The sequence below is a fragment of the Pseudomonas sp. MWU12-2345 genome (assembly GCF_023242385.1).
GTDB classification, from domain to species: Bacteria; Pseudomonadota; Gammaproteobacteria; order Pseudomonadales; family Pseudomonadaceae; genus Aquipseudomonas; species Aquipseudomonas gingeri_D.
In genome coordinates this window covers 522,057-538,455 of record NZ_JALLJA010000001.1, presented here as the reverse complement: position 1 = coordinate 538,455, position 16,399 = coordinate 522,057, and the positions used below count along the sequence as shown (strand labels likewise).

4 protein-coding genes are annotated in these 16,399 nt (G+C 62.1%); all 4 read left to right on the top strand.

Annotated features, from left to right (window positions below; genetic code table 11):
* Positions 1-86: 86 nt before the first annotated feature.
* The 4 genes from M5C71_RS02360 (at position 87) to M5C71_RS02345 (ending at position 16,398) form a co-directional block, all read left to right on the top strand.
* Positions 87-1,265, top strand: a complete 1,179-nt coding sequence (locus M5C71_RS02360) for a substrate-binding domain-containing protein (RefSeq protein WP_103495634.1) — start codon at positions 87-89, stop codon at positions 1,263-1,265.
* Positions 1,266-1,479: 214 nt separating this feature from the next.
* A complete protein-coding gene (locus tag M5C71_RS02355) occupies positions 1,480-13,890 on the top strand; it encodes a filamentous haemagglutinin family protein (RefSeq protein WP_248767110.1) in 12,411 nt (4,136 codons plus the stop codon).
* 221 nt (positions 13,891-14,111) lie between these two features.
* Entirely contained in the window at positions 14,112-14,714 is a 603-nt protein-coding gene (locus M5C71_RS02350; protein WP_177098958.1) for a transposase, read from the top strand.
* Between the two features lie 73 nt (positions 14,715-14,787).
* Complete coding sequence (locus M5C71_RS02345; protein ID WP_248767477.1) at positions 14,788-16,398, top strand: ShlB/FhaC/HecB family hemolysin secretion/activation protein; 1,611 nt, start codon at positions 14,788-14,790, stop codon at positions 16,396-16,398.
* Position 16,399 lies beyond the last annotated feature (1 nt).

Below are 16,399 nucleotides of genomic sequence, written 5' to 3'. Positions count from 1 at the left end.
CTGGAACTAAGGCGACGCCTCGAGCGCCATGGCGTCAAGAACGAGCAAGTCACTCAACGTACGAACACGACGAAAGGAGATTCTTCATGTTTAAGCGCAATGTTCTCGCGGTTTCCCTGACCCTCGCTGCCCTGTGCTCCGCACAAGCGGCCATGGCCGCTGTCAACGGCGGTGGCGGTACTCTCGCGGCTCCGTTCTACAACACTTCCGGTGTTCTGCCTTCCGGTTTTGCCGCTTACATCGGTGTTGGTAGCGGCGCGGGTAAACTCGCGTTTCTGAACAACGATGCAACCCAGTTCGGCCTGCCCGCCACCACCAACGTGCACTGGGCTGGTAGCGACTCGAAACTCGCGACTACCGATATCTCCACTTACAATACCAACCACGGCGCGGCCTGGGGCCCACTGATTCAGGTGCCTGCAATGGCGACTGCGGTGACGATTCCATTCAACAAGGCCGGTGGCAACCTGAACCTGACCACTGACCAACTGTGCGGTATTTTCTCTGGTCGTCTGGCGGACTGGAGCAACGTTACAGGTTCTGGTCGTACCGGCACCATCACCGTGGCCTATCGCAGTGACAGCAGTGGTACCACTGAACTGTTCACCCGTTACCTGAACGCCAAGTGCACCAATCCGCTTGATGGTTCTTTCGCAATCACCACGACCTTTGCTGGCAGCCACACCGCCGCCAAAGGCGTCAACCCTCCAACCGTCATCACCGCCAAGGGCAGCCCGGCTGTCATGTCCCTGGTAAACAGCACCGATGGCGCCATTACTTACATGAGCCCAGACGTTGCAGTGACCACCACGGCCGGTCTGGACGATGCGACCAAAATCGCCACCATCAACAGCGTTGCCCCCAACCTCGCCAACGTCGGTACCGCCGTCTCCGGTGTCACTCCACCTCCAGCGGCCAACCGTGCCGATCCTAACGCTTGGGCACCGATTTTCGCTGCAACGACCAACCCTAGCGATCCAAGCGTTTTTGCTTTCCCAACGACCGGCTACCCGATCATCGGCTTCACCAACATGATCTTCAGCCAGTGCTATGCCGATCCAACCCAGACTGGTCTGGTGCGTTCGTTCCTGACTCAGCAATATGGCGCTGGTACCAGTGCCAACGATGCAGCTGTAACGGCCAACCGTTTCGTTCCGCTGTCGTCGGGTTTCAAGCTGGCCTTGCGTGGCAGTTTCCTGACCTCCACCAGCCCTCAGTACGTAGGTAACACCAGCGTCTGCAACGCTATCGGCCGTCCGCTGTAACCCTCGCGTCAACGTAGCGCAATACCCGGTCAGCAACGGTGCAAGCCGTTGCTGATTTTTTGCATATGCCTACAACTCGATATCGCCCAGATGAATATTCCATGACAAAGGTTCGGTCCTGATCCCCGGTATCCGCCTTAGTCATATAAGCGACACCGGCCTGCGACAGGCTGGTGTGGCAGCCCACTGTGCAACAGACTAAGGAAGGGTAGTGATGCTCCGCTGCAAACCTCCGGCAAGACTTAATGCTCAAGCGCGCCATGGCGAACCGTCGATATTGGCGCTCAAGCCCGTGGCCCAGGCGATTGCCCTGTTGCTGGTGGCCGGCAGTGCCCAGGCGCAGACTGCATTCAGTGCCAGTTGGTTTGCCGACAAGGGCGCCGCCCAGGCGGCAAACGCTGGCCAGCCGGGTGTGCAGTTGCCGGGCATGCCGCCGCCGCTGGCGCAACAGCAGCAGGCCAATCAGCAGTTGCAACAATCGCTGGCCAACTTCAATAACAGCGTTGCGGCGATTGCCGCACAACAGGCCGCGCAGGCGGCCGGGCGCCAAGCTGCCTTGGCTCGGCTGCCAACGGTGCCGGACGGCCTGGGGGAGGGCGGCCTGAAGGTCGATACCGGACTGACCCAGGGCTGGCTCAATGCCAAGGCGCCGGTGCAGACCCAGGCCGATGGCAAGACCACCGTGACCATCACCCAGACTGCCGACAAGGCCATTCTCAACTGGGAAACCTTCAACGTCGGGCGCAATACCACCGTCGATTTCTCCCAGCAGTCGAACTGGGCCGTGCTCAACCGGATCAATGACCCCCAGGCCCGACCGAGCCAGATCCAGGGCCAGATCCAGGGCAATGGCACGGTCATGCTGGTCAACCGCAACGGGGTAATCTTCAGCGGTACCAGCCAGGTCAACGTGCGTAACCTGGTGGCCGCCGCCGCAAACATCAGCGACTCCCAGTTCAGCAAGGGGTTGTATGTCGACAGCACCGGCACACAACCGACCTTTACCGATGCCGTGGGGCAGATCCAGGTAGAGCGCGGGGCGCAGGTCCAGACCTTGAATCCCGCGACATCCACCGACTCGGGCGGTTATGCCTTGCTGCTGGGCAGCGAGGTGCTCAACGACGGCAGCCTGGTTACCCCGAACGGCCAGGTCACCCTGGCGGCGGGCGACAACTTCTATATTCGCCAAGGGCTATCCACTGCCGGCAACCCGCGTTCGACCACCCGTGGAAACGAGGTGGTCAGCACCCTGAACAGCGGCAGCCGTTCCGGGACGGTGATCAACAGCGGTTTGATCACTGCGTCCACCGGCGATATCACCTTGACCGGCCACCAGGTGCTGCAAAACGGCGTGATCGCCAGCAGCACCTCGACCAATACCCGTGGCACGGTGCACTTGCTCAACTCGGCGGGCGACAGTACCGGCAGCATCACCCTGGGCACGGGCAGCACCACCGCTATCCTGCTCGATGCCAGCACGACCGGCCTGGACAGCCAGCGCGCCGCCGCACTGGCCGCACTCAACGGTAGCCCGAGCAACCTGATCACCGGCAAGTTCGATAACCTGAGCAGCGTGGTCGACCGCATCGAGCAGTCTCGGGTGGAGATCGTCAGCGGCGGTACCGTGGATTTCCAGAACGGTTCGCTGACCCTCGCCACCGGCGGACAGGTTGCGGTCAGCGCAGGGCAACGCAGCCTGGTGCGCGACGGCTCGATCATCGATGTATCCGGTGCGGTCGGAGTCAAGGTGTTCATGGAGGCCAACTCGATCAAGGTCAACGTGCAGGGCAACGAACTGCGTGACGCTTCTGGCAACCGTGATGCAGGCAAGCTGAGCAGCAGCGATGTCTGGGTCGATGTGCGTGATCTGGTCTATGTACCGGCCGGCACCGACGGCTACCCTACGGCGCGCTGGTATACCGCCGGTGGCCTGCTGGAAGTCAGCGGTTACCTGGGCACGCAAGGGCATGGCGTCGGTGAGTGGATGGCCCAGGGCGGTACCCTGACCTTCACCGGCAAGGATGTGGTCACCCAGAAGGGCGCCCAGATCAATCTGTCCGGTGGCACCCTGGATGTGCAGAGTGGCTATATCAAGCAGACCTGGCTGACGGGCTCCGACGGGCGTCTGTATGAGTTGTCCAGCGCCCCGGGCGACCTGCTCTACACCGGGGTCTACAAGGGTTTCGCCGAGACGAGCGTGCGCTGGGGGCAGACGGATTATTACTACAATCCGTTGATCGCTCCACGCCAGCGTTACGAGCTGGGTTACACCGTGGGTCGCGACGCCGGCAACCTGGTGGTCTCGACCAGCAGCGCGGTACTTGAAGGTCAGGTGATCGGCGAGGTGTATCGCGGGCCGCAGCAGAACCAGGCCGCCAATCCGACCCTCGATGGTTATCAGCAATCGCAGACGGCGGTGGCTCGCCGCGCGCAATTGATCGCCGGCACCTACACACCGATCTACGACCCGATCGCGGGGGTGGTCAATTACAACCTCGGCGCCAGCCTGAATCGGGTCAGCTTCGCGGCCAACCCGACTGCCATCGCTGCGGGCGTGGACCTCAGTTCAGTGGTCCCGATAAGCCGGCAGGGCACGCTGGTGCTGGACACCAACCAGCTCAACGGTTTCCAACTGGGCGCAATCAAGGTCGCCGCCAAACAACAGATCGAGGTCGATAACAACCTGAGTGTCACCAATGGCGGCACCATCACCCTGTATGGCCCGCAAGTCACGGTGAATGCCGACCTGACGGCCCGTGGCGGTACGCTGCAATTGGGCAACGTGTTGAATCAGATCGACCCCAATCAGTCGTTCAAGCTGCAAGACACGTTGATCGCAGCCCCCGGCAGTTCAGTGGCCAGTACCACCGTGGCCGCGGGTGTAACGCTTAACACCGCGGGTCTGTGGACCAACCAGCTGCTGGACTCGACCGACAACCAGGGCCTGCCCTATGTCAACGGCGGCCTGGTTTCCCTGCGCAGCAGCGGCAATCTGAGCCTGCAGGCCGGAAGCCTGATCGATGTGTCGTCCGGCGCGGCGTTGCAGGCCAATGGCAAGCTCCTCGGCGGCAAGGGGGGCAGCCTGATCCTGGCGGCCAATGCCGGGGGCTTCGGCGTGGGCGGTGTGCTGAGCCTGGGCGGCGATATTCGTGCCGTGGGTGTCAACGGCGGCGGCACCTTGACCCTGCAAAGCAGCCAGGTGGTGATCGGTACGCCGACAACACCGGTAAGCGGTGCGGTCGAATTGGACGGTGACTTCTTCAAGCAAGGTTTCTCGGCCTACGACATCACGGGTAACGAGGGGCTGACCGTCGCCGACGGTACCCAGGTGGACGTGAGCCAACCGGTTTATCGCCTGGGCGACAATGCCACCACCCTCGCTTCCGGTAGCGACCCGGCGCAGGCGCTGCAAGTCTGGACACCTGACCTCTATCAACAGGATCCGCTCAAGGGCGTGCTGACTCAACGGCGCGGCGCCGGCTTGAGCCTGAAGGCCGGTACGCTCAACCCCACGGATGCACAGCGGGTGACCACTGTACTGACCGTGGGTAGCGGCGCGGTCATCACTGTCGATCCAGGTCAGGCCATCAGCCTGGGTAGTATTGGCCAGTTGACCGTGAACGGCACTCTGAATGCCTGGGGCGGGAAAGTCAGCCTCAATGAAGTCGGTGCCGTGGACCCTTCGCAGGATGTAAATGGCACAGGTAATAGTCGCTCTATCCTACTCGGCGATGAGGCGCTGATCGATGTCGCGGCAAGGGCGGCCACCGCGGTGGACATGCGTGGGCAAGTCTACGGCCAGGTGTCCGGCGGCGGCTCCATTGTCATCGGCGGCGGTGCAATCAATGCGGCGGCCGGCACCGCCACGGCGGCCGATCTTTTTATCGTGGTGAGCAAAGGTGCACGCCTGGATGCCTCGGGCACCCAGGCCAACCTGGATATCGCCGGTCAGGGCCGCACGCTGGTGGCCAGTAATGGCGGCAGCATTTCCCTGGGGTCCAACAATGGCCTCTATCTGTTGGGCAGTTTCACCGCCCGTGCCGGCGGCCAGGGGGCGGCGGGCGGCAGTCTGTCGGTGGTATTGCAGACGCCGCTTTACTCGCTCACTGGCGGCACAGTCCCGATAGCGACCGAGCGCGTGTTGCAGGTTCGAGAACTGGTACTGGGGCAAACCGCCGACTCCGGCCTCGCTCCAGACCTCAATGCGCTGGTCTACGGCCACGGGCAACTGGCCGCCGATCAGGTCCAGACGGGTGGATTCGATAATCTCTCCCTCTACAGTCAGGGTTTCCTGTCCTTCAACGGTAATCTGGACCTTCGCTTGGGCCAGAGCCTGCAACTCTATGCTGGTGCATTCACGTTGCCGGAAAATGTGTCGGACAATATTCACGTCCATGTTGCCGCGCCTTCCCTGCTGCTCGCTGGGGTCCAGCCTCCAATCCTCTCATACGATACATCCCCCGTATCCACAGGAGGTTTTTCCAGTTCGTTATTACCGAGCCAAGCTGATTTTTCTGCCGAGGGGGCGGTGATCGACCTGCGCAACAATGTGGTGTTCGGTTCCAAAGGCTCCTTTGTCAAGAGCCGCGATGACCGGGCCCCAGTGGTGCAGCAGGTCGAGCGACGCGGTTTCGATCAGGTGAATCTTACAAGCCAGGGTGACTTGCGCTTTTTGGCGGGTATACCAACAGGGACCGCGACTCCATCGACGCAACTGATCACGGCTGGCGATCTGCATTTGAACGCCGCGCAGTTGTATCCCGACACGGGCAGCATCGCGAGGGTGATTGCAGGGGCAGGGGATACTCTGGGGACGCGCCTCCTGACCATCGGTCGTACCACCCAGTCTATTTCTGAAATGCCGTATTCGGCGTTTGGCAGCCTGACCCTGCTTGCCCCCGATATTGAGCAAGGCGGTGTGGTGCGCGCGCCGCTGGGGCTGATTCAACTCGGCGATGGCAGCACCAAACGCGTGGAGTTGCTGCCCGGCAGTCTCACTTCCGTCAGCGGCAACGGCCTGATCATGCCTTACGGCGGCACCTCGGACGGGCAGACTTATCTGTACAACGGTCAGAACGTCACCTTGTATGGGCAGACTGGCTTGAGTGGTGGCAGCGGGATCGGCGTGGTCATGGGCGGCCAATCGGTCGTGGTTTCGGCCGGTGCCACTTTGGACCTCTCCGGTGGTGGCGACCTGCTTGGCGCCGGATTCGTTTCCGGCCGTGGCGGCTCCACCGACGCGCGCTACAACCCGCTGGTGCAAGTCAACCCCAACGGCACCTTCGTCTTGCCGGGCCTGGCGACCAACCCGGTGTATGCCATCGTGCCTGGCGTGCAGCAGGTGTATGCGCCGTCGGCGGGCAAGTCCGGCGCGCAGGATCCGGTGCTCGGCCAGCAAATCACCATTGGCGCCGGGGTACCGGGGTTGGCGCCGGGTACCTATACGCTGTTGCCTTCCACCTATGCACTGCTGCCCGGCGCTTTCAGGGTTGAATTGAACGGTCTGGCGGGTGTTGGCACGGGGGCTGGTGCACAGGCCATGCGCAGCGGTTCCTGGAGCACTGCCGGGCAACTGTCGATCGCCAATACTGGCATTCGCAACAGCGTTGCCAGCCAGGTCATCCTGACATCGGCGAATGTATTGCGCACCTATTCGCAATATAACGAAACCAGCTACGACCAGTTTGCTATCGCCGATGCCGCCAGATTGGGCGTACCGCGCCCGATGATCGAAGCAGATGCGAAAAGCCTGCAACTGAACCTGGTGCAAGGTGCGACTGGCAGCGCCTTTTCGTTCGACGGTATCGGGCGCTTCGGTGCCGCCGAAGGCGGCCATGCCGGGACGGTCGGGGTGATCAGTTCGGGAGGCGCAATTGAGGTGGTATCAGCAGGAACACTTGCTCCGACAGCCTTTGTCGGTGTCACGGTAGATGATCGTAGTCTGAATGCCTTGGGTGCCGCGAGCCTGATGATTGGGGGCATGCCGACGATCGCCTATGGACAGGGAGGAAATTATATCGGCTTGGGCTCCAACCTCAGCAGCAGCGTGGTGTTGCGTAGCGGCGTGAAACTGGCTGCTCCAGAGGTGTTGTTGGTGTCCAGCGGTGGTGCGATCACGGTCGAGCAGGGCGCCTCGATCAACACACTCAGCATGGGCCCCACGGCGTACGATGCCACCCAGGGTTATATCTACGATCTGACGACTCCGGCGAATAGCACCGCGCGCTACAACTTCCTCGGGGTTTCCAATGGCTTGCTTCAGGTTCTGGCACCTTCATCGGCAGGTGCCGCAGGCATCCATGTCGGTGTCTGCAACTCGACACCTTGCACGGGCCAGACCGAGTTGTATTCCTCGGGCTCTATCGTCGTGGGCACGGGCAATGATTTCGTGCTTGCCGATAACGTGCGTTATGGCACACGCCATCTGACCCTGGCCCTGAGCGCCATCAACCTGGGCAGCGACCAGGCCCTGGCCGATGCCGCCAGCCGCAACCTGTTGCCGGCCGGCCTGAGCTTGAACCAGAGCGTGCTGACACGCTTGCTCAAGGGCGATACCCAATACGGCGCTCCGGCCCTGGAAACCCTTGAACTGGCTGCTCATGACGGTTTGAATATGTATGGCAGCGCAACTCTCGACACTTATGACGCGCTGACCGGCAAATCGCTGCTCAACAATCTGATCCTCAGTACCCCGGCCATTTATGGCGCCGGCGGTACGGCTGATGTAGCGACCATCCACACGGCTGATCTGATCTGGAATGGTGCGGCCAACCCGGCCGGCAATGTGGTCGCCGGCGGTGCTGGCACAGGCAGCGGACACTTGAATCTGCAGACCGAAACCCTGGAGTTCGGCTATGGTCCGTACGCACAACCCAATTCGGTCGCCAGCCTGGACCGGCTGCTTCTTGGCTTTTCCCAAGTCGATATCAGTGCCAGCCAACAGGTGACCGCCAACCACAAGGGCAGTCTGTCGGTGTACCAGGGCCAGGGTGCTTATCAGGCGGGCTCGGGCTTTGCCTACAGCGGTGGCAATCTGAATATCTCCACCCCCTTGCTGACGGGGGAGGCCGGTTCGGTGAACACCATCAATGTCGGTGGCGCGCTCAACGTGACAACAATGTCCGGCATCCAGACCCGCACTGGCGGCCAGGGGGCAAAACTCTCGTTGAACGCCAACAGCTTGCTCCTCGACACAGCGGTGGTGTTGTCCAGCGGTCAATTGAACCTGACCGCTACGCAAGACCTGACGCTGGGTGATGGCGCGCAGATCGATATGGCCGGCCGTGCGATCAAATTCAATGATGTGACCCAATACAGCTGGGGCGGCGATGTCACCCTCAAAAGCATCACCGGCAATATCTACCAGGCCGCAGGTTCGCGTATCGACTTGTCGGCGCACAACAACCGTGCCGGTCAATTCACCGCACAGGCCGTGGCCCCGGCGGAAGGACTGGTCGACCTGCAGGGCAGCATCCTTGGCAGCAGCAGCGGCTTCTACGATGCCGGAGGTACCTATCTGCCTTACCTGGGCGGTTTTGCCAATATCCAGGCGCAGCGTCTGGGGGCAAATGGCGCTGAAGACGCTTCATTCGCCGCCCTCAACCAACGCCTGAACGCCGGGCAGGTCTATGGCGCCCGTACCTTCCAGATCAAGCAGGGCAACCTGACCATCGGCAATGACCTCAAGGCCAATGCCATTGTGATTTCGCTGGATAACGGCAGCCTGCTGGTCAACGGCAAGGTCGATGCCAGTGGCGTTCAGGTGGGCAGTATCAACCTGTCGGCCAGCCAGGGTCTGACTCTGGCCGGTAACGCAGTTCTGGATGCCCACGGCAGCGGTTTGCAAGTCGACAGCCAAGGCAAGATCATCGATTCGCCGAATCGCGCCATGGTCGAGCTGAATTCCGGCCAGGGACTGTTGACTCTGGCCAGTGGCGCCACCATCGACCTAAGGGCCGGCACTGGCGTGGCGTTGGGCAGCGGGCCGGGCCAGAACGATGGCCGGGCACGCGGCACCCTGGAGCTCGATGCACCGCGCCTGGGCGGGGTCTCGGCCGGCGATATCGCCATCGATGCCAGCGGTAACCTGGCGATTCGCGGGGCGCGCTCCATCGCGGTCAATGGCACCTGGCAGTATAGCGATGCGCCGCTGGGAACCGACCCTGCGGCCAGCGGCCGACCTTACCAGGTGATCACCCAGTCTTACCTGGATGGCATCGACCGGCAAAACAGCGCGTTTGTCGATGCGGCGCTGCTTAACAACAATCTGCTGCAGAACAAACTAGCGGGTTTGTATAACGCCACTTATGGTGATGTTCTGCACCTGCGCCCTGCAGTAGAGATTGTCAGTGCCACGCCGGGTGGCGACCTGGTGGTCCAGGGTGATATCGACCTGTCGGGTTATCGTTACGCCAGCCTCAACCCTTTCACCCAGAAAACCGGGGTGTACGGCTCTGGCGAAGTGGGCAAGCTGGCCTTGCGCGCCGGCGGTGACCTTAATATCTACGGCAGTATCACCGACGGCTTTGCGCCGCCCCCGAAGACCGATGACGACACAGGCTGGTTGCTGTTGTCCGGGATCGACTTCTCGGGTGGCAATATCGTGGTGCCCGGGGCGGGCGTGACCCTGGCCGACGGTACCCGTTTCCCGGCGGGCTCGACGCTGAACTACGATGTACCGCTCAGGGCCGTGACCCTGGTGTCGGGCACGCGTTTGCCCGTCAGCGTGACCCTGGACCAGCCATTGTCGCTGCCCGCCGGCACCGTGCTGGCTGCCGCTGTACGCGACAGCAACGGCAACCTGTTGTTCGCCGCCGGTACGCTGTTGACCCAGGCACAAAACCTGCCGGCCGGCACACAACTGGATGCCGGCACGCTACTAAGCGCCGATACCGCCCTGCGTGCATTCAGTTGGCCGAAGGGCGTGGCGTTGCCGAGCATCGCCGGCAGTTCCCAGTCATCAACCAATGTGCTCACACTCAATGGTGATCTGGCCCTGGCCCGCGGCGCACTGATTCCTTCAGGGACCAATGTGCTGCTGCCGGGCGGCGTGGGTTCGGTGCAACTGCGCCCTGAAGTCGGTGGACGTCAAGGCGAGCTCTGGGGGGTTGCTCCGATGCTCGCCGAAGGGTCACAGTCATGGTCATTGCGCTTGGTGGCAGGCGCGGATACCTCGGCGGCGGACAATCGCGTTGTACAGGTCAGCCCTGCCCATGGCGATATACACCTTGCCGACAGTCACTATGGGATGTATGGCGTTGGGGCAATTGTCTACACAGCAGACGGGTCTATTCTTTTTTGGGGTGACCTCAGCCATGCTGGTCAACCCATTAATTTCAATGACACAGGTCCAACGTTCTGTACTGACTATGCCGGAGTTTGCACGACAATTCCGGGCTCAGCCTACACCGTCCAGGCCAGTAGCTCGCGCTTCAGTGTCATCCGTACAGGGGCCGCTGATCTTGAACTGGTGTCCGGCGGCAATCTGAGCATGGATTCGTTGTTTGGCGTCTACACGGCCGGTACGTCTTCCACCGCGACCTCGGCCAATGATCCTTATAATCAACCACGGGCCTTGGTTGCAGGAGGAACAACCGTGCTCAATGCCTTGTTCGGTGGCAGTGAGAGCTTGGTCAATGGCGGCACCGACAGTGTATATCGTGCCTGGTATCCCGAGGCCGGAGGCAACCTTACGCTCAAGGTCGGCGGTGATTTGAGCGGGAATATTGTCTTGCCCACTAGTAACGGGATAAATAAACCCAACGGCGACACTGACCATGATTCGGCCAATATCGCCGACTGGCTTTGGCGCCAGGGCAGCGGCACGGTCAACACGGGAACCTCGCCGCAACCAACGGCCTGGTGGATCAATTTCGGAACCTATGCCGCATCGATGACCTCCGGTGCCGATCAGATGCTCGGCTTCACCGGGTTCGGTACCCTTGGCGGTGGCAACCTGAACGTGCAGGTCACCGGCAATGCGGGGGTATTGGAAAGCTTGGCTGGTAATGCCATCGGCGCCAGCAGTGTCAATCCACGTACTCAGGGGCTGGTTTTGGCTGTAGGCAGCACCGGACGGGTCGCGGCAGACGGCAGCGTGCAGGTGACCGGGGGCGGCAACCTGACCTTGCGGGTGGGGGGGGATCTGAACCCGGCAGCGAGCGCCGCCATCAACAATCAGGCCACCGATGATCAGAACGGGGTAATTACCAACTTGCGTGGTCACGTCGTATTGGACAGCACCACTGTTGGCGCATTGACACTCTTGTATGGCAGTAACGACAGACAGCAGGCGCCGGGAGAAACCCGTGGCTACACAGCCTTCACTTCAACGCGAAGCCTTGCAGGCGGGGGCCTGACGTTGGTACCGGGAGATGCAACCTTTGACCTGTCGACGTTGGGCGATCTGGTCGTACAAACGGTGAGCGACCCAGGGCGCGTCGTTGCGCTGAATGCGTCGCCTTACCTGGCCAGCGATGGCAGCCATGGCAATGGCCTGAGCTGGTTCTCGCTGTGGACCGACCACACGGCCATCAACCTGTTCTCAGCGGGCGGCAACCTGACGCCAGTGTTCGCAGGGGCGGCCTCCGACAATGCCGTGGTCTATCCTTCTATCCTGAATACCATTGCCGCGAACGGCAGTATTTATTACGGTGATGCGGCCAACAGCAACTCTGCTGCTACCGTTGCCGCCGCACTAACCCTGGCGCCCTCGAACAAAGGGCAGTTGCAGCTTCTGGCCGCCAATTCGATCTATGGCGGTAATCTGACGATCAGCCAATCCAGCGCAAACCCGGACGCAACGGCCACGCCTGAACGGCCTGCATTTGTTGCACAATCGTCAAGCGGTCTTCCAATTGCTGGCAGTAGCAATCTATCGGCGGATGGCAACCGGCTCTTCTTCGGCAGCGTCGGGCCTTTGTTCGCGTTCGGTCCCGATAGCGCTTCTGGACAGTGGAACGCGGATGCCGAACCTGCACGCTTCTATGCGCTGAGCGGAGACCTGATCGGGGTAAGAAGTGGTCGTACCGTGACCTATACCTATGCATTCGACTCTCGTAACGGTCAGACTTGGTATGAAGGGGGAGGGCCGGTCTGGATGCAGGCTGGGCGAGATATTGTCAGCAGTGGCAGTTCCCCTGCTGGGGAAGCACAACAGCCTTCCAATGGCGACTACCTGACCGTAGGCAACCTCTTCGTCCAAAACAACCCCACCGATATCTCCCTGGTCTCGGCCGGTCGCGACATCCTCTACAGCAACTTCAATGTCGCCGGTCCCGGCACCCTGGTGGTCAGTGCGGGGCGCAATGTCCTGATGGCGGACAAGACCAGCATCACCAGCCTCGGCGCCGTGGTACCTGGCGACTCCCGCCCGGGCGCCAGCATCGTCATGCAGGCCGGCGTCGGCCCCAACGGTCCTGACTACCAGGCCTTTATCGCCCCCTACCTGGACCCGTCGAATCAGGCCCAGGCCGGAACGCCGCTGGCCAGCCAGCCGGGCAAGGTGGCCAAGACCTACGACACCGAACTGGTGGCCTGGCTCGGCGAGCGTTATGGCTTTACCGGCAGCGTCGACGAAGCACGAGCCTATTACGCCGCGCTACCGCCCCAGCAGCAGGACATCTTCGCCCGCAGCGTCTACTTCGCCGAACTCAAGGCCGCCGGCCGCGAATACAACCTGGTCGGTGGTATCCGCCAGGGCAGCTACCTGCGCGGTCGAGATGCGATTGCCGCGCTGTTCCCGGAGAAGGACGTCGCCGGCAACCCGATCCTCTACCAGGGCGCGATCACCCTCTATGGTCCATCGGGCGTACACACCAACTTCGGCGGCGATATCCAGATGCTTGCCCCCGGTGGCGGCCTGGTGTTCGGTATCGAAGGCGCCGCACCGCCGTCCACGGCGGGGATCATCACCCAGGGCCAGGGCGACATCCAGTTGTTTGCCCAGAACAACATCCTGCTGGGCCAGAGCCGGGTCATGACCACCTTCGGCGGTTCGATCACCGCCTGGTCGGCCGCCGGCGACATCAACGCCGGTCGCGGTTCCAAGACCACCGTGGTCTATACGCCGCCCAAGCGGGTCTATGACTCCTGGGGCAACGTGAGCCTGTCGCCGGCGGTGCCGAGCACCGGGGCCGGTATCGCCACGTTGAACCCGATTCCCGAGGTCCTGCCGGGGGATATCGACCTGATCGCGCCACTGGGCACCATCGATGCGGGGGAGGCGGGGATCCGCGTCTCGGGCAACGTCAACATCGCCGCCTTGCAGGTGGTGAACGCGGCGAATATCCAGGTGCAGGGCAAGTCTTCGGGCGTGCCGGTGGTGGCCTCGGTCAATACCGGGGCGATCACCTCGGCCAGCGCCGCGGCCACCTCGGCGGTCCAGGCTGCCGACAACGTTGCACGCCAGCAGCAGGCCAGCGCGCGGCAGAACCAACCGTCGGTGTTCAGCGTGCAGGTCCTGAGCTTCGGCCAGGAACGCCTGGAACCTTCGCGCGACGGTGCCAGCCGCGGCACGCCGAGCTACAACCCCGACAGCCCGGTGCAGGTGCTGGGTGCCGGGACGTTGAGCGAGCAGGCCAGGGCCCGCCTGACCGAGGAGGAGCGGGGCAATCTGACCTTGTAATCAACTGATGTTTCTCCTCAGGGGCGGCCGTAATGGCCGCCTTTTTTTTGCCTGCGAGACCGTCTTCCACACACCTCGAACGCCGCCATGGAATGAAGCTTTTATGACAAAAGTTCGGTAGCACAAGGCCAGCCCGGTCATGGATATGTGAAGCGGTCAAGGGCACGCAAGGGGACCTGTCCCCATGCCATGGCAAGGCCGGCAGAGAGACGAGGAGAACTATGGAACGTTACTCGAAGGTAGGCATGCAGGAACTGGATCAGCGTTTGTCGAAGATCGTCGAGGCGGCACGCAAGAAGCCCGTCTCGGTCTATCGCTACGGTGCGCCCTGGGTCTGGATTGTCTCCCAGGACGATTGGCAGGGCGCCCTGAAGGAAGTCTCCAGCTATATCCCGCCCGGCCATTCCCTGGTGTTGCTGCGTCCGCAGATCGACGACCTGCTCGACGACGATCGTGAATTCCTGCGCTCGCTGAATGCCGACTCCGGCATGCAGATCGCCCCCCAGACCGTCATGCACATTCTCTTGCTGCAACTGCTGTATTCGGTACCCAGCGAGCAGCAACTCTACGAGCAGCTCAATTACAACCTGCTGTTCCGCTGGTTCGTCGGCCTCGACCTGAACCAGAAGGTCTGGAACTTCAGTGTGCTGAGCAAGGACATCGCCACGCTGCTGGATCACCCGCAGGCGGTGCTGCTGATCCAGAAAATCATCGGTGAAGTGTTCTGCGGCGCCTTGCTGCAGATGCCGGAGTTCTCCCTGAACTTCGCCCAGCTGCATACCTGGCTGGCCCGGCACCCGTCGATATCGAACGTGAATAACTGAAGTGCCCGGGGTATTGACCCGGGCCCATACGGCCTCGACTGCGTTCGTGGCCATTTTGAATCAAGGGGGCGGTGTGGAGCATTTGTTCTTCAAAAGGGCACGACCGGGACTGGCCGGGCACTGGCTGCCGGTGTGTGGCGGCCTGGTCCTGGCGGTGCTGGGGCGTCCGCTGCTGGCCGATGAGGCGCCGGCCAAGTTGGTCGACGTCAACGAATATGTCGTGCGTGGCAACACCGTGCTGCAAGCGCGGGATATCGAGGAGGCGGTGTACCCGTTCCTCGGTCCGCAAAAAGCCCTGAGCGATATCGAGGGCGCCCGCGAGGCCTTGCAGAAAAGCTACCAGGCCAAGGGTTACCAGTCGGTGTACGTCGAGTTGCCGGAGCAGAAGGTCGAGGGCGGCATTGTCTACCTGCAGATCAGCGAAACCAAGGTCGGCCGGGTCCGGGTGGTCGGTGCCCAGCACTATTCGCCCGTGGAGATCCGTGACGATGTCCCGGCCCTGAAGGAAGGCGACGTCCCCAACTTTGCCCATGTCCAGAGTGAACTGGCGGCGCTGAACAAGAGCCCCGGTCGCCAGGTCATGCCGCTGGTCCGCGAAGGTCAGCGCCCGGGGACCATGGACGTCGACCTGCAAGTGGACGACAAGAACCCCTGGCACGGCAGTGTCGGCCTGAACAACGACCACAGCGCCGACACCAAGGACCTGCGCGCCGTCACCTCGATCGGCTACGACAACCTCTGGCAGTTGGGTCACAGCATCTCCCTGACCTATTTCACCGCACCGGAGGACCAGAGCAACGCCAAGGTCTGGTCCGGCTCCTATAGCGCGCCGCTGAACGACCGCTGGGCCGTGCAGTTTTCCGGTTACCAGTCCGACAGCAACGTCGCCACCATCGGCGGCAGCAACGTGCTGGGCAAGGGCCATTCCTATGGCGTCTCGGGCATCTACACCGTGCCGGGGGGCGGCATCTGGTCCAACTCGCTGTCGCTGGGCGTGGACTTCAAGGACTTCAAGGAACAGCTCAAGCTCGGCGGCAGCAGCGACACCGTGCCGCTCAAGTACGCGCCGTTGACCTTCGGCTACAACGGCTACCGCTACACCGAGAAATCCCAGCTGGGCCTTGGCCTGAGCCTGGTGGTCGGCACCCGGGCGTTCTTCGGCTACGGCAGCAACGACCAGGACTTCGATAACAAGCGTTATCGCGCCAGCCCCAGTTTCGCCCTGCTCAAAGGCGACCTGAGTTACACCCAGGACATTTTCGGCGAGTGGCAGAGCGCGTCCAAGACCTCGTTCCAACTGGCCTCCGGGCCACTGATTTCCAACGAGCAGATGTCCGCCGGCGGCGCCACCTCGGTGCGCGGCTACCTCGCCGCGGAAGTCACCGGCGATCAAGGCTTTCTGTTTTCCCAGGAGCTGCGCACGCCGTCCCTGGCCAAGTACCTGGGCAGCTATGTCCAGGAGTGGCGCTTGTATGCCTTCGCCGAGGGTGCCCAGTTGTACCTGCGCGAGCCGCTGCCTGAACAGAAAGCCGATTACAGCCTGGCCAGTGTCGGTCTCGGCACTCGGGCCAGCCTGAGCAAATGGCTGTCCGGCAGCCTCGACTGGGGCTACCCGCTGGTCAATGGACCGAACACGCAGAAGCAGGACTCGCGTTTGCATTTCAGCCTGCAAGCGACTTTCTGAA

Excerpts from the sequence above, each read along its gene's own strand:
- M5C71_RS02360 (WP_103495634.1), top strand. The coding sequence starts at position 87 with ATGTTTAAGCGCAATGTTCTCGCGGTTTCCCTGACCCTCGCTGCCCTG.
- M5C71_RS02355 (WP_248767110.1), top strand. The coding sequence starts at position 1,480 with ATGCTCCGCTGCAAACCTCCGGCAAGACTTAATGCTCAAGCGCGCCAT.
- M5C71_RS02350 (WP_177098958.1), top strand. The coding sequence starts at position 14,112 with ATGGAACGTTACTCGAAGGTAGGCATGCAGGAACTGGATCAGCGTTTG.